We start from the raw sequence: 22,944 nt of genomic DNA, 5'->3' as shown, positions 1-22,944 counted from the left end.
TTTGAGGAATGGACTAAAGCAGAAAACTGCTCTCCGTTCCCACACTGGTTATGAATAGGCTGATGCATAAAACCAATCAAGTGCAGGGCAGACACACCTGCCCTGTCATAAAAGGTAATATTTAATCCGCACCAACAAGCGTAAACCACGCATCTTCGTCGATCACCTCAATGCCCAGCTCCGCAGCTTTGGTGAGTTTTGAGCCTGCCCCCGGCCCTGCAACCACCAGATCTGTCTTTTTTGAAACCGAACCCGATGCTTTTGCGCCATAGCGCTCCGCCATGGTCTTGGCTTCATCACGCGACATGCGCACCAGCGATCCGGTGAAAACGATGGTTTTACCGGCAACCGGTGAGCCGCTCACGATTTCGTGAACTTCATCCAGCGGTATTACCTCTGCCAGCAATGCGCTAAGCACTTCTGTGTTATGCGGCTCCTGATAAAAGTCCACAATCGCTTCAGCAACAATTGTGCCGATGCCTTCCACATCCGTCAGCTCGCGCCATGCATCATTGCCCTTGTCGCCCTTATCCTGCGGCACCAGAGCGGCCAACGCCACTTCTGCCAGCTTGGCATAAGAACCAAAGGCGCGTGCCAGTTTCTTGGCATTGACCTCACCGACATGGCGGATACCAAGCCCGAACAGAAAACGGCTCAGGGCAATCTCACGCCGCTCATTAATCGCGGCATAGAGTTTCTTCACCGATGTCGCACCGAAACCTTCAATATTCTCCAGCTTCTTCAGCGGTGATGCAGCTTGCCGCTTTTCCAGCGTGAAAATATCAGCAGGCGTGCGGATTTTTAAACTCTCATCTTCGGCATTGAAGAAGAACTCAACCTGCTTTTCCCCCAAGCCCTCAATGTCAAAAGCATTACGCGAAACGAAATGGCGGATACGCTCGACTGCCTGCGCCTCGCAGATCAGACCACCGGTGCAACGGCGCACCGCCTCACCTTCTTCGCGCACCGTATGGCTGCCACAGACAGGGCACAGACGCGGGAATTCATAGGCAACACTCTCCGCAGGACGTTTATCTGCAACAATATCCACGATCTGCGGGATCACATCACCGGCGCGCTGAATTATGACGGTATCGCCGACGCGGATATCACGCCCCTCACGCAACGCATTGCCCTTCTGGTCAAAGCCGCGAATATAGTCTTCATTATGCAGTGTGGCATTGGTCACGACCACGCCTCCGACCGTGATCGGCTCCAGACGCGCAACAGGCGTCAGCGCACCGGTACGGCCGACCTGAATATCAATGCCTTTGAGAATGGTGAAAGCACGCTCTGCCGGAAATTTATGGGCAATTGCCCAGCGTGGGCTGCGCGAAATAAAACCAAGACGCTGCTGCAAGGCCAGATCGTCAATCTTATAGACCACGCCATCAATATCATAACCGAGCGTGGCACGCTGTTCTTCAATCGCATGATAGTGAGCAACTAGCTCCGGCACACTCTCAAAACGGCGCATCAGCGGATTAATGGTAAAACCATAGGATTTGAGCTTTTCCACCATACCCATTTGCGTAGTGGCAGGCATTTCGCTCACCTCACCCCATGCATAGGCGAAAAAACGCAACACACGGCTGGCGGTGATTTTGCTGTCCAGCTGGCGCAGCGATCCTGCTGCCGCATTGCGCGGATTGGCAAAAACCGGTTTACCGTCTTTTTCCTGTTTTTCATTAAGCGCCGCAAAATCGGCATGGCTCATATAGACTTCACCGCGCACTTCCAGCACATCCGGCGCATCGCCTTTCAACACCTGCGGAATATCGGCAATTGTACGCGCATTATTGGTGACATTCTCGCCTACAGAGCCATCGCCGCGTGTCGCAGCACTCACCAGCCGCCCCTGCTCATAACGCAGCGAGAGCGACAGCCCGTCAATCTTCGGCTCTGCGGTAATACCGAGCGGGCTGCCCGGAAAGAGCTTGAGAAAACGGTAAATACGCCCGACAAACTCGCCGACATCCTCATCACTGAACGCATTATCCAGCGACAGCATCGGCACATTATGGGTGATTTTGGAGAATTTCTCGGAAACCGCTGCACCGACTTTCAGCGACGGCGAATCTTCGCGGATCAAATGCGGAAAACGTTGCTCAATTGCCTGATTGCGGCGACGCAGAGCATCATATTCCGCATCGGAAATTGTCGGCGCATCCTGCGTATTATAGAGAAAATCATGCTCAGCGATGGTTTTAGCCAGCAATTCAAGCTCAGCTGCGGCCTGTTCTTCGCTCAAATTTTCAACGCTGATTTCACTCATATTCAACCCGTCTCCGTTTACGGATTCAATATAACACAGGTGATGAAAATCAAACGCTCAAGACTGAATTTTATGCAGTCAGAGCACCGTTTTCCCGCAGCAAGCGCTCGGCAGCAGCACGGGCTTCATCAGTCACACTGGCACCGGCGAGCATACGCGCTATTTCTTCCTGACGCTCGGCCACTTCCATCGTGCGGATAGAGGTGCGCATCTGTTCGCTCTCGCCTTGCGCCTTGGCGATCAGGAAATGCGTTGTCGCACGGGCGGCAACCTGCGGCGCATGGGTCACAGAAAGCACCTGCACATTGGAGGACAGTCGTGCGAGACGCTGACCAATCGCATCGGCCACTGCACCGCCCACACCCGTATCAATTTCGTCAAACACCAGTGTCGGTGCTGAGCCGCGATCAGCAAGAGCCACTTTGAGCGCCAGCAGGAAACGGGACAATTCACCGCCCGAGGCCACTTTCATCATTGGCCCTGCGCGTGTTCCCGGATTGGTACGCACCCAATATTCAACAACATCAATACCTTCAGCACTGCGGTTTTCCGCATCGGTTTCGATATTGACGATAAATTCCGCACGTTCCAGCTTCAGCGCCGGCAATTCCTGCATCACAGCCTGCGTCAGCGATTGTGCAACCTTTACACGCTCTGCCGACAATGCAGACGCCGCCGCATCGTAGATTGCACGATTTTCCTGAGCCTGCTTCTCCAGCTGCTCCAGCTTTTCCGCACCGGCATCAAGATCCTGCAAATCCGCATCCATCTTGTCGCGCAATGCAGCCAGATTGGCCACCGGCACAGAGAATTTGCGTGAAGCTGCACGCAGCGCAAACAGACGCTCTTCCACTGTCTCCAGCACACGCGGATCAAAATCAATCTCGCGCATTGCCGTATCAATACCGCTCTGCGCATCACCTAGGCGATCCAGCGCCTCGTCAATCGCTTTAATCACCGGTTCCAGCAGATGCGGTGCTTCCGGCATTTTGCGCTCAAGACGGCGCACCAATGCGGCCAAAGTCGGCACCGGCGATTCATGACCGGACAACAGGTCATTGGCTTCGCTCACATCGGTCGCAATCTTCTCGGACTTCATCATGATAGAGCGCTTTTCAGCCAGCTCATCTTCTTCGTCTTCTTGCGGATTGAGCTTATCTAGCTCTTCAGCCGAGGCACGCAGATAATCGGCCTCACGCGCTGCGGCTTCCACTTTAGCGCGATGCTTGACCAGAGCACTCTCACTGTCGCGCCATTGCTTGTACAAGCGACGCAGCTGCAAAGTCTGCCCGTCCAGCCCGCCAAATGCATCCAGCAATGTGCGATGCAAATCTGTATCGATCAGCGCACGGTCATCATGCTGCCCGTGGATTTCCACCAGATGGCGGCCAAGCTCACGCAGCAAACCAACGCTTGCTGCCTGATCATTGATGAAGACACGCGAACGGCCGTCACTATTCTGCACACGTCGCAGAATAATGTCGCCGTCATCATTGATTTCATTATCCTTGAGAAAATTACGGGCGGGATGATTGATGCCGACATCAAACACCGCCGTCACCTGCCCCTGCTCCGCACCATGGCGCACAAGGGAAGCATCGCCTCTGGCACCAAGTGCCAGAGACAAACTGTCGAGCAAAATAGATTTACCCGCACCGGTTTCACCGGTGAGGACAGACAGACCTTTTTGAAACTCGATATCGAGTTTCTCAATCAGGACAATATCGCGGATCGACAGTTGCGCTAGCATGGCTGCCTTTTATAGCATTTTACAGTCAAATGGCCACATTTGGCATCGTATAAATGCGGGGAAACAATAAAGCAGAGCAAGCTGAAATTATCTTATAATCACAACTTGCTCTGTTTTCATTAAGCGCCGCCAGTGATGAGCGAAGATGCTTTGGAAAGCCACGAACCGGTGTTTTCACGCGGCTCAAGACCACCACCCTGCAAGAGCTTATAGGAATCTTTATACCAAGGGCTGTCCGGGAAGTTCTTACCCAGAACCGCAGCAGCAGTCTGCGCTTCAGAGGTCAGACCCAGTGCAAAATAAGCCTCGGTCAGACGAGCCAGCGCTTCTTCCACCTGACGGGTGTTGGAATATTCCTCAACCACATTGCGGAAACGCTTGATCGCGCCGAGATATTCCTTGCGCTCAAGATAGTAACGGCCAACCTGCATATCCTTACCGGCGAGCTGGTCGCGGGCAAAGCGGATCTTGGTCTTGGCGTCTTCAACATATTCCGATTTCGGGAAACGATCGACAACTTCCTGCATCGCAGCAATCGCACGGCGGCTTGCCGCCTGATCGCGCGTTACATCCGGAATCTGACGGAAATAGCTCAGGCCGATGATGTAATAGGCATAAGCGGATTCATCCGAAGTCGGATAAAGCGTGTTGTAGCGCTTGGCCATTGAAATGGCTTCTTCATAATTACCTTTGCGGTAATTGGTGAATGCGGACATCACCAGCGATTTGCGCGCATATTCTGTGTAAGGATGCTGACGGTCAACAGCAGCGAATTTCTTCGACGCTTCGTCCAGACGTCCGGCTTCGAGATTGGCAAGACCTTCATTATAAAGCTTGTCAGCCGGATCAATGCTCTCGACATATTTGGACAGGTCAACATCTTTGTCACCGGAGGCACAACCTGCAAGCGCCATTGTCAGCACGACAGCACTGGTCGCCATAGCCAGCTTGGTCATTTTACGAATTTGAGAACCCTCAGCACCAGTAACATTGGCTGCAGTATCTGGGAATTTAGAAATCGTCATGCTGTCTCCGGTGTTTCGGCAACACAAATCATGGGCAAATCATTCCTGTGTCAGAGGGTTCATAAACCATAGCTGAGAACAATCGGCAATGTTAATACAAGTTTATTCGCACGGCTTCGAGACTGCAATGCCTGCCAGACACGACTTTTTCAACCCGTACAGTCATAAAACAGCAAAATCTCTTACAAACCGCCATCACACTGCATGTGTTCGCGGCTCAATTAAGGCTGACAGAACAGACTCTCAAAGAATCATTGAGTAATTTGTCCTGATTATCATTTATAGCTGTGTGCTGTGTTCTTCAGATAACAAAAACTCAGCTTTCCAACCGATAGTGATCCGGTTTTTCCAGCAATGCCTTTACCAGAAGCGCGTTCAGCTTATGACCGCCGCGATAGGAGCGGAACAGGCCACGAAACGGATGACCTGCCAATGCCAGATCACCAACAGAATCCAGCAATTTATGGCGCACGAATTCGTCCGGATAGTGCAGCCCGTCAGGATTAAGCACCTCCCCCTCATCGCCGATAGCAATGGAATTTTCCAGCGACGAGCCAAGCGCCAGTCCCATGGAGCGCAGCTTTTCTACATCGCGCATGAAGCCGAAGGTACGTGCTTTAGCGATTTCACGCTCGAAGACATCCGCATCAAGGTCAAAGCTGAAAGACTGGCGGCCGATAGAGGCGACAGGAAAATCAATTTCCACCTCATAGCGGGCACCGTTATGCGGTATAAACTCTGCCCAGTTCTGTCCGTCTTCCACACGCACGGGTTTCAAAATAGTCAGATACTGACGCGGGGCATCCTGCTTCACTAATCCGGCCTTGCGGAATGCACTGATAAATTCAGCCGAACCGCCACCGAGGATCGGCACTTCAGGGCCGTCAATTGCAATAGTCAGATTATCAATGCCAAGCGCTGCAATCGCTGCCATCAAATGTTCAATCGTGCTGACACCGAAATCAGCCGAACCGATAGACGTATTCAGTGTTGTCGAACCAAGCGAGGCAGACAATGCAGGAATGCTCTCACGCCGCCCCTCACTATTGTGACGAATAAAAACAATACCGTGGTTCACAGGCGCCGGACTGATATCCAGCGTAACAGGTTTGCCGCCATGCACACCAAATCCCGAGAGCGGGAATGAACCGGCTATTGTTTGCTGCATAGTTTTCATAACAATCCTGTTTCCTGTCTTATCTGCCAGTTTCATATAGGACGCTCAGCCCCAAGGCTCAATCTTGTTCCCCGATAAAACCCCAGCCTTAAAACAAAAAAACACCGCGTCCCTGATGAGAACGCGGTGAAATTTAAGCAAAAGGTATTTTATCAGATCAGTTGGCCTGACGGCGAAGGAACGCCGGAATTTCAAGCTGATCATCTTCAGAAGCCATGCGCGGCTGTGCACGACCCTGACTGTCAAGCTGACCGTTGCGCGGTGCGTAGATCGAGGCATCCTGCGACAGCGGACGACGCTGTTCAGGGGCACGAGCCTGCATCGGAGCGGCCGGCATTTCGCGTTTCTGAGCCGGTTCCAGACGGGCAGTCGGCTGTTCATCATCACGACGGGACAGGCTGGCAGTCAGACGACGCAGCAGACCAAGCGGACCGCGTTCTTCATGTGCCTGCTGTGCCGGCTGCGGAGCCGGTGCGCGACGGGCATTCATTTCCGCCTGAACAGCCGGAGGAAAGTCCGATACGCTTGGCATACGCGGAGCCTGACGCGGCTGCTGCGGAGCCAGAGCCGGATCCATGTGCTGCTGTGGCTGGAATTGCGGCTGAGGTGCCAGATTATGCGCTGGCTGCTGCATCTGCGGCTGAACCGGAGCCTGCATCTGCGGACGCGGAGCTGCTGGCTGCTGGCGCATTTCCATCATATCCGGTGCAGGTGCCTGAAAAATACGGCTCTGCGGCTGGAAAGCAGCATCATTGGTAGCGGCTGGCGGCGCATAAGAGCGCTGCTCACCTTCACCCAGATGCAGGGACTGCTGAGCCGGAGCGGCGTGTTCAACAGGTTTAGCCTGAGCAACAGGCTGCTGAACAGGAGCCTGAGCGGCTGGCTGCGGAGCTGGTTTAGCTACTGGTTTCGCTGGCTGGCGAAATTCCAGCGGCGCAGGCGCCGCGTCTCCGATCTGCTTATCGATTCCGGTAGCAACGACAGAAACACGGATCACACCTTCGAGACCTTCATCGAAGGTCGCGCCGAGAATGATCATAGCATCCTGATCGACTTCTTCACGGATACGGGTAGCAGCTTCGTCAACTTCAAACAGTGTCATGTCACGGCCACCTGTGATCGAGATCAGCAGGCCGCGCGCACCGCGCATGGAGGTTTCATCCAGCAGCGGGTTCGCAATAGCGGCTTCAGCAGCGGCAATCGCACGACCGTCGCCGGAAGCTTCACCGGTGCCCATCATGGCCTTGCCCATTTCGCGCATAACCGAGCGAACGTCAGCAAAGTCAAGATTGATAAGACCTTCTTTAACCATCAGGTCGGTGATGCAGGCAACACCGGAATACAGCACCTGATCGGCCATCGCAAAAGCGTCGGCAAAAGTGGTTTTGTCATTGGCAATACGGAACAGGTTCTGGTTCGGAATGACGATCAGAGTATCGACATTCTTCTGCAGTTCTTCGATACCCATATCAGCCGTTTTCATGCGGCGCTGGCCTTCGAAGTGGAAAGGTTTGGTGACAACACCAACGGTCAGAATACCTTTTTCGCGCGCTGCACGGGCAACAACCGGCGCGGCACCGGTACCTGTACCACCGCCCATACCGGCGGTTACAAAGCACATATGTGTGCCGTTCAGGTGATCGATGATTTCATCAATGCACTCTTCAGCGGCTGCGCGGCCGACTTCCGGCTGCGAACCTGCACCCAGACCTTCGGTCACAGCTGCACCGAGCTGAATAATACGTTCAGACTTGGACATAGTCAGAGCCTGGGCGTCGGTATTGGCCACAACAAAATTTACGCCACGCAAACCGGCGTTAATCATGTTGTTGACAGCGTTACCGCCACCCCCGCCCACACCGAAAACGGTGATGCGCGGCTTCAGCTCGGTGATATCCGGCTTTTGCAGATTGATTGTCATCAGTTTCGTTCCTTTTGCCTTTCACCGCTTCGCCGCCGCGGTGCCGTATTCTGATTTATTTTTTGTACGCATACCCCGGAAGGAACCGCGTTATCATTTTGAAATTATCCGGTCATTTACCATGATTTGGCAAAAAGCCCAGAGTGTAATCGGGTCAGAAATAAAAAATCTCAAACCCTTGTTTCAAAACTGCTTTCCTTCAATTTTACTCCTCAGGAAAGCTGCAGCTCTTTCTTACTAAAAACTTGTTTTCAGCCATTGGCCGACCCGTGAAATACGTCCGCCGGAGCCGATAAGACGACCACCGGAGGCAGCACGAACAGACCGTTCTTCAATGCCTGCTACCTGCGGATAAATCAGCAGGCCTACTGTTGCCGAGAATGCCGAACCTTTTGCAGCTTCCGGCAATCCCGCAATTCCTAAAGGCCGCCCGATACGGACATTGCGCGCCAGAATGCGGCGGGCAACTTCCGGCATACCGGTCAGCTGGCTTGCGCCACCTGTCAGCACAACACGCTTACCGACAATATGGCCCAGCCCCGAAGCATTCAGCCGGTCACGAACCAGCTCCAGTGTTTCTTCAACACGGGCACGAATGATACGGGTGAGAACTGAACGCGGATACTGGTTCGGCACATCACGATCGTCATCGCCGATCGGCGGAACGCTGATCAGATCGCGGTCATCGGCAGCGCTTGGCAGCGCCGAGCCATACATAACCTTGAGACGTTCAGCATCTTCCATACGGGTGGAGAACCCGCGTGCCACATCCATTGTTACATGCATACCGCCAATGGCAATGGCGTCAGCATGGATAAATTTGCCTTCCGAGAATACGGAAATCGTTGTGGTGCCGCCGCCCATATCAATACAGGCCGCGCCCATTTCCGCTTCATCATCCACCAGAGCCGCCAGACCGCTCGCATAAGGGGTGGCGACAATCGCTTCAACCGAGAGATGGCAGCGATTGATGCACAATTCGAGATTGCGCAAAGGTGCGCTGTCTGCGGTCAGTACATGCATATCAACGCCGAGTGAATCACCCAGCATACCCATCGGATCGCGGATACCGCGTTCACTGTCGAGCGTGTAACCAATCGGCAGCGAGTGAACCAGATGACGCTCAGCCTGCAGCGCCTGTTTGGCACCGGCAGCAAGCACACGGCGGATATCGGTTTTCTCTACTTCATGGCCGCCCAGATCAATGCTCGCATTGAAGGTTTCGCTTTTCAGGCGACCGGAAGAAATATTGACGATCAGCGATTCAACGGTCAGACCGGCCATACGTTCAGCCGCATCAACGGCCAGACGGATCGACTGCTCAGCCGCATCCAGATCAATCACCACACCGGATTTAACACCGCGGGATTTCTGATAGCCGATACCCAGCACATCCATACGATGCGTACGGCCCGGCAGAAACGCGCTTTCATCCCGCGGACGCAGACGCGCAATCACACAGGAAACCTTGCTCGATCCGACATCAAGCACTGTCAGAAGCCGCGTGCGGCGACCTGAAGAGGAAGAACCGGAAGTGTTTTTTGCAGACCAGATACTCATACGCGCCTACCCGCTGCCGCTTTGGCAGCTTTTTCACGGTCTTTCAGCATTTTCTCACGGCTTTCCATGCCGGTCGGTGTGAGCTGTACAGTCACACGGTCATCCAGACGCATGTCGAGGCTGAGAATATCCCGACCAAGAATATTTTTAGTCCGCTGCAGGGTTTCAACCTCTGCCAGAGCACGCTTTACATCCTGCTCAGGCAACAAAACCCGCACACCATTATCAAACAGCAGATCCCAGCGGCGGTCAGAAACCCGCGCATAGGCACGCACCTTGGCGGCCAGATCAGGATAGGCTGCGACTGTTTCAATAAAAGCCTTACCGCGCTTCTGCGCACCTTCACCCACCACCAGCGGCAGCGAGGCATAACGGGAACCGTTCAGCGGAACGATCGGCTTGCCTTCTTCATCCACCAGCAGCAAATCACGGCCGGACTGCCAGACTGCAAATGCCTTACGCTCCTGCAGAGAAACCACAACAGAACCCGGATAGACTTTGCGGATTTCAACACCGGCCACCCAAGGCAAGGTTTCAATCGCCTGACGTGCCTCATCCGCATTGAAACCGATCAGAGATGTCTCTCCGTCCAGTCCGAGCTTTTCAAGAATATCAATTTCAGAGGTTTCATTATTACCGGCAACGCTCACCTTCTCGATTGCAAAACCGAAAGTTGATGCCGTTGCTTTCACAACCTCATGTGTATGGTTACCGATGACCATACCGTAAATACCGGTCGCACTCAGAAAACCGATCATGCCGAAAGTGCCCGCATAACGCGGAACATTTACCCCGCCGCCGAACAGGCGCGAGGCAATACGGAAAGGCTTGCGCAGAAAACGCGGAAGAACAAAAGCACCACCGTGCGAAAGTGATGTACGGGACATCATCGCATCACGATTACTTCTGTCAGATCTCGCCTTTATCGCATGCACGAGGCATCCTCCACCATCCAGCTCAACAACTCACCGAATGAATACCCTTCAGCCTTGGCAATATCCGGCACCAGAGAGGTCGGCGTCATGCCCGGCTGCGTATTCACTTCAAGCCAGATCAGCTCACCGTCACCGGAGCCGTTCTCATCAAAACGGAAATCGGAACGACTCACGCCGCGACATCCGATTGCCTGATGTGCCTGAAGTGCCATTATTTGTATTTTTTGGTAAATATTTGGTGAAATTTTCGCAGGACATTCATGTCGCGAGCCACCATCTGCATATTTTGAGTCATAATCGTAGAAGGAATGTGCCAGCGGAATGATTTCACACACACCAAGGGCACGATCGCCCATTACAGCGCAGGTTAATTCACGTCCGGCGACATAGCGCTCGACCATAACCTCATCGCCGTATTTCCATTCATCCGAGCCGAGAATCTGCGGCGGAGCACTCTGCCCTTCGCGCACGATCACCACGCCGAAGCTGGAACCTTCACGCACCGGCTTCACCACATAAGGCGGCTGCATCGGATGCTGATTACCGATATCAAAACGATTCATCACGCGCGATGGTGCAATAGCCACACCGGCAGCACCGGCAACAAGCTTGGCGCGACCTTTATCCATTGCCAGCGCCGAGGCCAGCACACCGGAATGCGTGTAAGGAATTTGCAGATATTCGAGAATACCCTGAATGGCACCGTCTTCACCAAAAGGACCGTGCAATGCGTTAAACGCAACATCAGGCTTCAATTCAGCAAGCACAGCAGCCACATCGCGGCCGACATCAACACGCGTCACACGATAGCCCTGCTCTTCAAGCGCTTTGGCGCAGGCAGCACCCGAGGAAAGACTGACCGGACGCTCCGATGAAAACCCGCCCATCAAGACAGCAACATGTTTACCTGTCATTTTAACCATGTCCCCTCTGCCAGCAACGCTGATACACATAAAACAAAAACTCTGAGCCCGCCGGAGCTGAGCCGCATGTCGAACAGACACGCAAAACACATTAAAAATATTCCCTGGCACGCCGCACAATCAAAAAACTGAACCAAAATTCAGACAATCATACAGCGCTCCGGCGGAAGATTTCCGCAGAACCCCAAGGCAAAATTAACTTGCCGACCCAAATCACTAACGCTTGTTCACTATAAGAATCAGAGAGTTGATTCTATGGCAAGCCCTTACAAAAAATTACACCTGCAAGATCCGAATCAGATTCGGGTGAAACTACTGATTTATTATGGTTTTTTGATAATTAGTTTGCGCGGAAATTTATTTTAGCAAAATGCAAAGACAGGACTCTTGACAGGGGCAAATCACCCGCAAAACCGCGTAAAACGCCCCTCAAAAACAAATCACCGCCGCCCTCCCAAATCAGAGAAAACAGCGGTGATTTTACAGAACTTCAGCGGCCTTCCCAAAAACAGAACGATCAATGCAAAAGCGCAAAAGATTAATCGAGAAATTCGGTGACTTCGCGTCCTTCGAGGAACTGGCCGAGACGACGGATTTCCCAATGGAGATTAATACCGGAATTCGCACGCACTTTATTGCGCACAGTCTCGCCCAGCAGCTCCAGATCATAACCGGTGGCATTATCGCCATTAATCATGAAATTGCAGTGCATATTCGACATATGCGCACCGCCGACAGTGAAACCACGGCAACCGGCTTTATCGATCTCTTTCCACGAAGATGTGCCTTCAGGATTTTTGAAAGTTGAGCCGCCGGTCTTCTCGCGGATCGGCTGCACAGTCTCACGATGGTTCTGCACTTCATCCATGGCAGCGCGGATTGCAGCCGCTTCGCCGCGCGGTCCCTCAAACAGCGCACTGGTGAAAATCAGGTCTTTCGGCGCAGAACAATGGCGATAGGCATAGCCCATATCCGCATTGCTCAAAATATGCAGATGACCTTTACGGTCGAGCGCACGCACTTCCACAACACGTTCACAGGTTTCAACACCATTGGCACCGGCATTCATACGCAATGCACCGCCGATGCCGCCCGGAATACCGTGATAGAAATGGAAACCGGCGATTTCAGCTTCAAGCGCAGCCGCAGCTACGCGCTTGTCAGGTGTCGCAGTACCAGCCCATAATTGGGTTTCCGACACTTGCTTAACCTCGCCGAAGCCTTTGGCAGACAAACGCACCACAAAGCCCGGAATACCGCCTTCACGCACCAGCAGATTTGAGCCGATACCGACAGTCATCACCGGAATTTCTTCCGGCACATTTTGCAGAAAAATTGCCAAATCTTCTTCATCGGCAGGCTGAAACAAAACTTCCGCAGGGCCACCGGCACGAAACCATGTGATCTTATCCATGCCGGAATTTGGTGTCAGGCGTCCGCGAATACCGGACAAAGGTTTCTCAAGCTGCTTTAACAGCGCTTCACCATCAAGCTTTACAGCCATTTTCAACCATCTCTCTTAAATCGATCCGGACTTCAAATTTTCCGGATTATAAGCATCGCAACAATTCGGATAAGGTCAGGAGAAAGGCGGCAGGATCAAGGCATTATCCCTGACCCGTACCGGTATTTTTTTAAGTCCGCTACATTTCAGTGTCTGAATCAAAAAGCGGCAGACGCAAGCGAAAATGGTGATTTTAGAGCATCCGAACGGAGCGTACATATTGTACGTGAGTACGGAAGCGGAGAAAATTGCCATTTGCAGCCAAGTCGGGCGACTTTTGGATCGGACACTCAGGCTGCGCTTGTACCACCTAATTGCTTAGGCAATGCATATGCCCATTGCGTGATATTACCGGCACCGAGGAACACGACAAAATCGCCTTCCTGTGCCAGTGCTTTAATCGCTTCAGGCAAATGCGCAGGGTCTTCCAGATAGCGTGCATCGCGGTGACCGGCAGTTTTGATCTTGCTGACCAAGGCTTCCGAGGTCACGCCCTCAATCGGATCTTCACCAGCGGTATAAACCGGCGCAATCATCACTGTATCCGCATCATTGAAGCAGGTGGAGAAATCGTCGAACAGGCTCGCCAGACGCGTAAAGCGGTGCGGCTGGGCAATCGCAATCACGCGCTTCGGCGCGGCCTCACGGGCAGCTCTCAGCACAGCTTTGATTTCCACCGGATGGTGGCCGTAATCGTCAAAGATTTCAACGCCGTTCCACGAACCGGTATGGGTAAAGCGACGCTTAACACCACCAAAGCCCGACAGGCCTTTGCGGATATCATCAGCAGTCAGACCAAGCTCATGCGCAACAGCAATGGCCGCAGTCGCATTGGACACATTATGACGACCTGGCATCGGCAGACGCAGATCCTTGATCTCGACGACTTCGCCCTTGCGGTCACGAATGACAACGTCAAAAACAGATACGGCACCATCCATATGATGGTTGGAGAAACGCACATCGGCCTGCGGATTCTCACCATAGGTGATCACGCGGCGGTCTTCGATACGGCTGACAAGTGCCTGCACTTCCGGATGGTCAAGGCACATAACGCCGAAACCATAGAATGGCACATTCTCAACAAACTGGCGGAAAGCTGCGCGTACATTATCGAACGAGCCGTAATGGTCGAGATGCTCAGGATCAATATTGGTAATAACCGCAATATCCGCAGGCAGCTTCAGAAAAGTACCGTCGCTCTCGTCGGCCTCAACCACCATCCACTCACCCTCCCCCATACGGGCATTGGTGCCATAGGCATTAATGATACCGCCATTGATGACGGTCGGGTCCAGATGACCGGCTTCCAGAAGCGTTGCAACCATCGAGGTCGTGGTGGTTTTGCCATGGGTACCGCCGATGGCAATTGCCTGACGGAAGCGCATCAGCTCGGCCAGCATTTCCGCACGACGCACGATCGGCAGCAGATTTTCCCGCGCTTCGACCAGCTCCGGATTATTCGGACGAATAGCGGTGGAAACCACCACCACATCAGCCTTGCCGATATTCTCAGCTTTATGACCGACAAAAACCTCAATGCCTTTATCACGCAGACGCTGCACATTGGCGCTGTCAGCCTGATCTGAGCCCTGAACTTTGTAGCCCAGATTATGCAGCACTTCCGCAATGCCGCTCATGCCAATGCCGCCGATCCCGATAAAATGAACCAGACCAATATTCAGAGGCATTTTCATACGCGTTTTCCTTGCTTATAATCAGAAACAGACAATCCTGCTGCAATAGCCTCGACAAGATCAGCAAGCAACCGTGTTGCATCAGGACGACCGGAACTTTTTGCCCGTGCTGCCATATCTGCCAGCCGTTGCGGCTCATTCAGCGCTGCAATCAGGATTTTTGCCAGTTTTTCCGGTTTCAGTTCTGCCTGACGGATAACCTCGCCACCACCGGCTTTTGCCAGCGCTTCAGCATTGGCAGCCTGATCGTGGTCAAGCGCAAACGGAAACGGCACCAGCAGGCTCGGACGGCCGATAGCAGCGATTTCAGAAACGGTAGAAGCGCCGGAGCGGGAGAGAACGAAATGCGCCTGCGCCATCATCTCCGGCAAATTGCCGAAGAAAGGCGCGACCTGCGCTTTAACGCCGAGCTTTTCATAGGCTTTACGGCAAATCACTTCATCTTCAGGGCGTGCCTGCTGAGTGACAAACAGTCTTTCACGCTCGTCAATCTCAAGCAGAGCAATCGCGGCAGGCACCACAGTAGAAAAATACTGCGCGCCCTGACTGCCGCCAAAAACCAGCAAGCGGAAAACATCCGGCTCTGCAGAAGGCTTATAAGCCACATTGGTCTGCGCCATAACGCTCGGGCGCACCGGATTGCCTGTCTGCACCGTTTTAGCCGCATGAGCACCGCTCTCTGCCGACAAGAAACCACCGGCAATCGCTGTCACGCGGGCGGACAGGCCTTTATTGGCACGTCCCATCACCGCATTCTGCTCATGGATAATGGTCGGAATATTCATGCGCGATGCCGCATAGAGCGGCGGCAGGGTCGGATAGCCACCGAAACCAACAACCAGTTTTGGGTTCAGACGGCGGAAAAGCTTGCGGCAATCGAGATTGCCCTGCCACAGGCTGTAAAATGTCTTCGCCAGTGCAATCGGATTTTTACCGGCAATGGTTGCGGAGCGCACGACATGGACATGGTTTTCATCAAAACCGGAAACAAAACGCTGCGCACGTTTATCCGTCACCAGATGCACATCATAACCGTCATTTGTCAGTTCATGCGCGAGCGCCTCAGCAGGAAATAAATGCCCGCCGGTACCACCCGCTGCCAAAACGATAACACCTTTTGTCATCATCATCCGTTCTGTATTTTTTAACAGGCAGTCCCGAATAATCATTCTCCGGAACTGCGCAATTCGTCTTATAGTTTAAAGCACAGGAATACGTTCGCCTGCACCTTTCAGCGAGGCAGACATACGGCGCTCAGGATTTTGACGTGTCAGCGCCAGCAGGAAACCCATCGTAATTGCAATTGCCACCAGCGATGAACCGCCATAGGAAATAAACGGCAGTGTCATCCCCTTGGCAGGCATCAGATGCAGGTTCACAGCCATATTGATGATCGACTGGAAGCCGAACAAAATCACAATGCCGGAAATTGCCAGGCGCGAGAAAGCATCACGCTCTCTCATGGCAACAACAAGCCCGCGAATAACGATAAAGGCGAATAGCAGCATAATCAGAATACACAGGATAATGCCGTATTCTTCCGCAGCCACCGAGAAAATAAAGTCCGTATGGCTGTCAGGAATAATACGTTTAATCGTGCCTTCACCTGGCCCCTGCCCGAACCAGCCGCCGCTGATAATCGCTTCGCGGCCGGTATCAACCTGAAACGTATCACCTTCACCGGTCATAAAGCGGTCAATACGACCCGCCACATGGGGAAGGAATGTATAGGCACCCAAGCCCAGCACGACTGCACCGCCACCAAAGACGACAATCCACATCCATGACATGCCCGCCAGAAAGAACATAGCGCCCCAGCTCACAGCGGTCAGCGTGGTTTGCCCGAAATCCGGCTGTGCCATCAGCAGTGTTGCAACCAGACCGAACAGGATAAGCGCCATGAAACTGCCCGGCATATCGCCGCTGCGCTCCTGTTCGGAGAACAACCATGCACAAATCACCACAAAAGCAGGCTTCATAAACTCGGACGGCTGGATGGAAACTCCGGCCAGAGAGACCCAGCGCCGCGCACCTTTGACTTCAATCCCGAAAAACAGGGCTGCAACCATCAGCAACAGAGAAATACCAAGCAGAGCCAATGCAAAACGGCGCACCAGACGCGGGCTGAGAAATGACGTACCGATCATAGCGATCAGCGCAGGGATCATGAAAAAGATCTGGCGCTCAACAAAGTGAAAGCTGTCGAGACCAATACGCTCCGCCACCGCAGGACTGGCGGCGTAAGACAGCAAAATACCAAGCCCCATCAGTGCCAGACAGGCAGCCAGAAAATAACGGTCAATCGTCCACCACCAATTGGCGACAGGGCCTCTGTCTACGCGGCTAACCATCAATCTGCCCTCCCGATCGGTGCAAATCCCTGCAGCGTCATAACTTTATCGCGGAATGCTGCGCCGCGCTTTTCAAAGTTCGGAAACTGGTCAAAGCTGGCACAGGCCGGTGACAACAGCACAACCGGCTCATCAGCCGCATCCTGTGCCGCATCCAAGGCTGCATGATCAATCGCGGCATCCAGCGTATGGCTGATTTCAAACGGCACATCATTGCCCAGAGTGGCCGCAAATTGCGCTGCCGCTTCACCGATCAGATAGGCTTTGGTAATGCGCGGGAAGAAGGTGCGCAGACTTTCAATGCCGCCGCTTTTCGGCAGCCCGCCCGCAATCCAGTAAAGTTGCGGGAAAGACGACAGCGCGGGCGCAGTTGCTTCCGCATTGGTTGCCTTTGAATCATTAATAAACAGGGTTTTACCCTGATGGCCGACCTGCTCCATACGATGAGCAAGCCCCGGAAAACTGCGCAGACCGGCGCGGATCTGGTCAAGGCTCAGACCGACAGTCAGGCAGGCGATGATTGCGGCCAAAGCATTTTGTGCATTATGCGCACCGCGCAGAGAACCGATGCCCTCCAGCGACAACAGCAATTCAGCCTTACCATTCTGTGCACGATAAATCTGTGCGCCCTGCGCATAATAACCGTCCTGCAAAACCTGATCTTTGGAAAAACGGATCAGCTTTTTGCCAGCTTTTTCCAGCCGGTCAGCAATGGCAACACAATAAGCATCATCAATGGCGACAATCGCCGTATCACTGCCTGCAACCAGACGTTCTTTAATGGCCGCATAATTTTCCATCGTGCCGTGACGGTCGAGGTGATCGGGCGTCAGGTTCAGCAAAATACCAGCAGTGGGATTGAGCGAAGGCGCCAGATCAATCTGATAGGACGAACATTCAACCACATAATTACGGCCATCTGCCGGTACTTCAAGCGACAATACAGCAGTACCGATATTGCCGCCGAGCTGCATATCACGGCCTGAGGCTTTGATAATATGGGCAATCAGCGCGGTTGTGGTGGATTTGCCATTGGTGCCGGTAATGGCGACAAATGGCACATCATCGCCTGCAGCCAGCACTGCATTACGCTCACGACAAAACAGTTCGACATCACCGATAACCGGCACCTGCGCCTGATGTGCCAGTTCCGCGCTCCAATGCGGCTGCGGATGGGTCAGCGGCACGCCGGGAGAGAGGATAAATGCACTGAAACCTGACCAGTCTGCCTCGCGCAAATTCTGTGTGAAAATGCCTTCCGCTACCGCACGGGTAACACTGTCCGGGTTGTCATCCCATGCCACAACCTTCACGCCGCCGGCGATCATAGCTTTCGCCGTTGCAATACCGGAACCACCAAGGCCAAATAGCGCAACAGTCTTATCTTTGAGGGTCAGGGTTGGGATCATGATCAGGCCGCCAGTCGACAATGCGTTCAGTCAATAATGTAAAAACAACTTCGCCGGATTATCGCTCCGGCATCTTTATAAACAATGAAGCTGCCACTAAAAGCATCTCCAGCAAAAGTGGGAACCGGTTTTGCGTCAGGAGATGCGTAAAACAAAGAGATAGAGCATTTCTCCTGATTCAATCAAAACTGGAAATGCTCTACGGGCAGCTCATCTGTTTTCAGTTTTAACGCAGTTTCAGCGTTGAAAGACCGATCATCGCCAGAATAATCGCGATGATCCAGAAGCGGATAACCACCTGACTCTCAGTCCAGCCTTTTTTCTCAAAATGGTGATGGATAGGTGCCATCAGGAACACACGCTTGCCGGTCAGCTTGAACCAGCCGACCTGAATAATCACCGACAATGCTTCCATAACGAACAGGCCGCCGATGATTGCCAGCACGATTTCGTGCTTGGTCGCAACCGCAACCGCACCCAGCATACCGCCCAGCGCAAGCGAACCGGTATCACCCATAAAGATCGCGGCAGGCGGAGCGTTGAACCAGAGGAAGCCCAGACCGGCACCAATAACCGCACCAAGAATAACAGCCAGCTCACCGGTGCCCGGCACAAAATGGATTTGCAGGTAATCAGCAAAAATCGCGTTACCCGACAGATAAGCAATAAAGCCGAAAGAAGCCGCGGCAACCATCACCGGCACAATCGCCAGCCCATCAAGACCATCGGTAAAGTTGACCGCATTACCGGAACCAACCATGACAAAAGCGGCAAAAGGAATGAAGAACCAGCTCAGATCCAGCAACATGCCTTTCAGGAACGGGAATGTCAGCGAGGACGAAAACGGCTCCTGACCGGTGCGCATGATGACATAGGCAGCAATTGCAGCAATGATGAACTCAAGTCCGAGACGCGCCTTGCCGGAAAAACCTTTATCCGACTGTTTTGTCACTTTCAGATAGTCATCGTAGAAACCGATAGCACCGAAGCTGATTGTTACCAGCAGCACAACCCAGACATAAACGCTTTTGAGATTGCCCCAGAGCATGACCGAAGCCAATGTTCCGAACAGGATCATCAAACCGCCCATGGTCGGCGTACCGGCTTTTTTGAAGTGAGTCTGCGGGCCGTCAGCACGGATCGGCTGACCACGCCCCTGCCGGACGCGCAGACTGTCAATAATGCGTGGCCCAAGTAAGAAGACCAGCAAAGCTGATGTAATCAGTGCACCGCCGGTGCGGAAAGTAATATAGCGGAATACGTTGAAAAACGACAGATGATCCGCAGCATTGGCTAATAACATCAGCATCGGGTGAATGCCCTTCAGGTCGGTATCGGCACTTTAACACATCGCATTACACAAGAAATGCAGTGCTTAGTTCCTGTTATTCTTTAGCAGTCAGCTATGACTGTATATGGAAAATCCGGTTTTATACTTTGCGCATAAAACCGGCCTGTTTATTCTGCGGCCTCAGAGACGGCATATTTTTTCAGCAACGCATTGACGATTTTCACAAAGCCGATCGACTTTGACGATTTAATCATCACCACATCTCCGGGACGCACTGCTTTGACTACAAGTGGAAGCAGTTCGTCAACGCTTTCCCGATACTCAACCTGAATTTCTGCAGGCATTGCGGATTTCAGGGCACTCATATGCGCGCCGCCGATGAAAAGCATATTCACATGCGCATCCACAATCGGGCGTGCCAGATCACCATGCAGCTTGGAAGATTGCTTGCCCAGTTCCAGCATATCGCCAAGCACTGCAATGCGCCGTCCCTTCTCAATCCCCTCGCCTTGCGGCTCTGTAGTCTCAAGCAGTGATAGTGCAGCGCGCATGGATGCCGGATTGGCATTATAGCTCTCATCAATCAGCGTGAATGTGCCGTCACCATGGCGCAGACGATATTGCGCACCGCGTCCGGCTTCAGCCTGCAGACTTGCCAGCGCCAGCACAACTTTCGTCATATCCGCGCCGACCAGATGTGCAGCGCCCATCACCGCCAGCATATTCTGTACGATGTGCCGGCCGGGAGCGCTGATCTTCACAGCCGCTTCCTGACCGCCGAGTGAAACCGTGATGCAGGAGCAATCCGTCTTCATCACCAGATCACGCAGCTTGTAGGTTGAACGGGCATTTTCACCGAATGTGGTGATGTGCTCAATACCGGCAGCTGTTGCCAGCGCTTCCAGCTGTTTGAAGCGTTTGTCATCGCGGTTCAGCAATGCATAACCACCGGGCAGCACGCCTTCAAAAATCTCCGCTTTGGCAACAGCAATTTCTTCGAGATTAGCAAAATGCCCCAGATGCGCAGGCGCAATCAGCGTAATGACAGCCACATGCGGCTGAACCATTTTTACCAGCGGGCGAATTTCATCATGATGGTTCATGCCGATTTCAAAAACACCATAATCGGTATCTTCCGGCATACGTGCCAAAGTCAGCGGCACACCCCAATGATTATTGAAAGAAGCGGCGGAAGCATGAACCTTTCCGCAATCAGACAGAACATGGCGCAGAGCTTCTTTGGTGGTGGTTTTACCCACAGAACCGGTAACAGCAATGATCTGCGCTTTGGAGCGTGCGCGGGAAGCAATGCCAAGGCGGGTCAGTGCGGCCAGCACATCATCCACCACAATCATCGGCACCTGTAATTTACCCAGAGCAGGTAAACGCGCTTCGGTCACAACCAGCAGGCCTGCACCGGCAGCCATAGCAGCGGTTGCAAAATCATGCCCGTCAAACACATCACCTTTAATCGCGAAAAAGGCTTCACCCTTTCGCAGCGTGCGGGAATCGATCGAAATACCGGTAATACCTTCAGGAAGGTGACCGACCGGCCGCCCTTCCATCGCTTTTACCATGTCAGATGATTTCCAAAGCAAATCACTCATTTAAAACGCGCCTCAAGCGAACGGGCAACTTCTGCATGATCGGAGAATGGCAGCGTCACATCATTGATGGTCTGCCCTTCTTCATGCCCCTTGCCCGCAATAATAACTGTATCGCCTGCCTGTGCGAGCAGCACAGCATGGCGGATAGCTTCATGACGGTCACCGATTTCCAGTGCATCCGGTGCCGCAGCCAGAATTTCTGAGCGGATAGTAGCCGGTACTTCCGAACGCGGATTATCATCAGTGACAATCACCACATCGGCCAGACGGGTGGCAATTTCCCCCATGATCGGACGCTTGCCTTTATCGCGGTCACCACCACAGCCAAATACTACGATCACACGACCGGTGGTAAACGGGCGAACAGAAGTCAGCACATTTTCCAGCGCGTCTGGCTTATGGGCATAGTCCACATAGACAGGCACGCCGTCTTCAGTGGAGCCGACCAGATCCAGACGACCCGGCGCACCTTTCAGACGCTCCAATGCACGGAAAGCCGCATCCGCAGGCACACCGGAAACAATTGCCAGACCGGCTGCAACCAGCGCATTCGCTACCTGAAAATCACCGGCCAGCGGCAAAGCAAATTCGTAAATCTTACCGGCATGGCTCAGCTCAACATGCTGACGATGGCGCTCGTGTTCCACGCGTTTCAGCGTAATGAAATCGCCTTTACGGCCAACGGTTTTCACATCAGAACCGGCAGCAACTGCGGCTGCAATCGCCTGCGATGAAAAGACATCATCGGCAAAAATAATCGCCGGAGCACCTTTTGGCAGCAGCGTATCAAACAGGCGCATTTTTGCGCCAAGATAATCTTCAACCGTCGGATGATAATCCATATGATCGCGGCCGAGATTGGTGAAAGCTGCGGCTGTCAGCTTCACGCCGTCCAGACGGCGCTGATCCAACCCGTGCGATGAGGCCTCCATACAGGCATGGGTCACACCTTCATCCGCCAGTTCTGCGAGAAGTTTCTGCAGCTCCACCGGATCCGGTGTTGTCAGCGAGCCATATTCATTCCGTGTCGGGGAGAAAACGCCGGTTGTACCAATGCTTGCGGCCGCAAAACCTGCATAGGCCCAAATCTGCTGGGTAAAGGAAGCCACAGAGGTTTTGCCGCTGGTGCCGGTAACGGCAGTCATAATCTGCGGTTGTTTGCCATAGAATGTTGCAGCTGCCATTGCCAGCGCATGGCGCGGGTCTTTGCTGCGCAGCACAGGCACAGTGATGCCTTCGGCATTCATGTCTTCATCGGCCAGAATTGCAACTGCACCGCGTTTGACAGCATCAGCCGCATAGGCCGAACCGTCATTTTTCACGCCTTTCAGAGCCGCAAACAAGCTGCCCTTCTGTACCTTACGGGAATCGGAACTCAATCCGGAAATCTCAGTCTGCGCGACTGAGTCCGTCATATCATTTACATAGGCTGCGATATCTTGAAGTTTCATGCCATTCAGATCCCGATTTTGAATTCATTTCATGTGACATAATAAGTGCTCAAGGCATTATTACGTCA

At 53.1% G+C, this 22,944-nt stretch carries 16 protein-coding genes; all 16 read right to left on the bottom strand.

Annotation, left to right across the window (positions count from 1 at the left end):
- Window positions 1–121: 121 nt before the first annotated feature.
- On the bottom strand, window positions 122–2,275 hold the full coding sequence (ligA, locus tag BKD14_RS11535) for an NAD-dependent DNA ligase LigA (protein ID WP_075656149.1): 2,154 nt from the start codon (window positions 2,273–2,275) through the stop codon (window positions 122–124).
- Window positions 2,276–2,345: 70 nt separating this feature from the next.
- Window positions 2,346–4,025 carry a DNA repair protein RecN gene (gene recN, locus BKD14_RS11530; protein WP_075656147.1) on the bottom strand — a complete coding sequence of 560 codons (1,680 nt, stop codon included), beginning with the start codon at window positions 4,023–4,025 and terminating at the stop codon, window positions 2,346–2,348.
- A gap of 119 nt (window positions 4,026–4,144) precedes the next feature.
- Window positions 4,145–4,981, bottom strand: coding sequence for an outer membrane protein assembly factor BamD (locus BKD14_RS11525; RefSeq protein ID WP_051139041.1), 837 nt, complete (start codon window positions 4,979–4,981; stop codon window positions 4,145–4,147).
- Between the two features lie 385 nt (window positions 4,982–5,366).
- Window positions 5,367–6,227, bottom strand: coding sequence for a UDP-3-O-acyl-N-acetylglucosamine deacetylase (lpxC, locus tag BKD14_RS11520; protein ID WP_075656145.1), 861 nt, complete (start codon window positions 6,225–6,227; stop codon window positions 5,367–5,369).
- 157 nt (window positions 6,228–6,384) lie between these two features.
- Complete coding sequence (gene ftsZ / locus BKD14_RS11515) at window positions 6,385–8,148, bottom strand: cell division protein FtsZ (protein WP_075656143.1); 1,764 nt, start codon at window positions 8,146–8,148, stop codon at window positions 6,385–6,387.
- 237 nt (window positions 8,149–8,385) lie between these two features.
- On the bottom strand, window positions 8,386–9,708 hold the full coding sequence (ftsA, locus tag BKD14_RS11510) for a cell division protein FtsA (RefSeq protein WP_022711371.1): 1,323 nt from the start codon (window positions 9,706–9,708) through the stop codon (window positions 8,386–8,388).
- Window positions 9,705–10,595 (bottom strand): cell division protein FtsQ/DivIB, encoded by an 891-nt coding sequence (locus tag BKD14_RS11505; RefSeq protein ID WP_028233741.1) that lies wholly within the window; start codon window positions 10,593–10,595, stop codon window positions 9,705–9,707. The genes ftsA and BKD14_RS11505 overlap by 4 nt, the downstream gene beginning before the upstream one ends.
- Window positions 10,596–10,630: 35 nt before the next feature.
- Window positions 10,631–11,557 carry a D-alanine--D-alanine ligase gene (locus BKD14_RS11500; protein WP_075656396.1) on the bottom strand — a complete coding sequence of 309 codons (927 nt, stop codon included), beginning with the start codon at window positions 11,555–11,557 and terminating at the stop codon, window positions 10,631–10,633.
- 547 nt (window positions 11,558–12,104) lie between these two features.
- Window positions 12,105–13,070, bottom strand: a complete 966-nt coding sequence (gene murB, locus BKD14_RS11495; RefSeq protein ID WP_075656129.1) for a UDP-N-acetylmuramate dehydrogenase — start codon at window positions 13,068–13,070, stop codon at window positions 12,105–12,107.
- A 290-nt stretch (window positions 13,071–13,360) separates the two neighbouring features.
- The gene (murC, locus tag BKD14_RS11490) at window positions 13,361–14,767 is read right to left on the bottom strand and encodes a UDP-N-acetylmuramate--L-alanine ligase (RefSeq protein ID WP_075656127.1); all 1,407 of its coding nucleotides are present in this window, start codon (window positions 14,765–14,767) and stop codon (window positions 13,361–13,363) included.
- The gene (gene murG, locus BKD14_RS11485) at window positions 14,764–15,891 is read right to left on the bottom strand and encodes an undecaprenyldiphospho-muramoylpentapeptide beta-N-acetylglucosaminyltransferase (protein ID WP_075656394.1); all 1,128 of its coding nucleotides are present in this window, start codon (window positions 15,889–15,891) and stop codon (window positions 14,764–14,766) included. The genes murC and murG overlap by 4 nt, the downstream gene beginning before the upstream one ends.
- A gap of 75 nt (window positions 15,892–15,966) precedes the next feature.
- Complete coding sequence (gene ftsW / locus BKD14_RS11480; RefSeq protein WP_022711365.1) at window positions 15,967–17,118, bottom strand: putative lipid II flippase FtsW; 1,152 nt, start codon at window positions 17,116–17,118, stop codon at window positions 15,967–15,969.
- The gene (gene murD, locus BKD14_RS11475) at window positions 17,118–18,527 is read right to left on the bottom strand and encodes a UDP-N-acetylmuramoyl-L-alanine--D-glutamate ligase (protein ID WP_075656392.1); all 1,410 of its coding nucleotides are present in this window, start codon (window positions 18,525–18,527) and stop codon (window positions 17,118–17,120) included. The genes ftsW and murD overlap by 1 nt, the downstream gene beginning before the upstream one ends.
- 226 nt (window positions 18,528–18,753) lie before the next feature.
- Window positions 18,754–19,836, bottom strand: coding sequence for a phospho-N-acetylmuramoyl-pentapeptide-transferase (mraY, locus tag BKD14_RS11465; protein WP_022711362.1), 1,083 nt, complete (start codon window positions 19,834–19,836; stop codon window positions 18,754–18,756).
- A gap of 149 nt (window positions 19,837–19,985) precedes the next feature.
- On the bottom strand, window positions 19,986–21,425 hold the full coding sequence (locus BKD14_RS11460) for a UDP-N-acetylmuramoylalanyl-D-glutamyl-2,6-diaminopimelate--D-alanyl-D-alanine ligase (protein ID WP_075656123.1): 1,440 nt from the start codon (window positions 21,423–21,425) through the stop codon (window positions 19,986–19,988).
- The gene (locus BKD14_RS11455) at window positions 21,422–22,876 is read right to left on the bottom strand and encodes a UDP-N-acetylmuramoyl-L-alanyl-D-glutamate--2,6-diaminopimelate ligase (RefSeq protein WP_075656121.1); all 1,455 of its coding nucleotides are present in this window, start codon (window positions 22,874–22,876) and stop codon (window positions 21,422–21,424) included. Before BKD14_RS11455 ends, BKD14_RS11460 begins: the two co-directional genes overlap by 4 nt.
- Window positions 22,877–22,944: the final 68 nt, after the last annotated feature.

The organism is Pseudochrobactrum sp. B5, from assembly GCF_001939785.1.
GTDB classification, from domain to species: Bacteria; Pseudomonadota; Alphaproteobacteria; order Rhizobiales; family Rhizobiaceae; genus Pseudochrobactrum; species Pseudochrobactrum saccharolyticum.
Note: the sequence above shows the minus strand (reverse complement) of the source record. Positions and strands in the feature narration are given on the sequence as shown.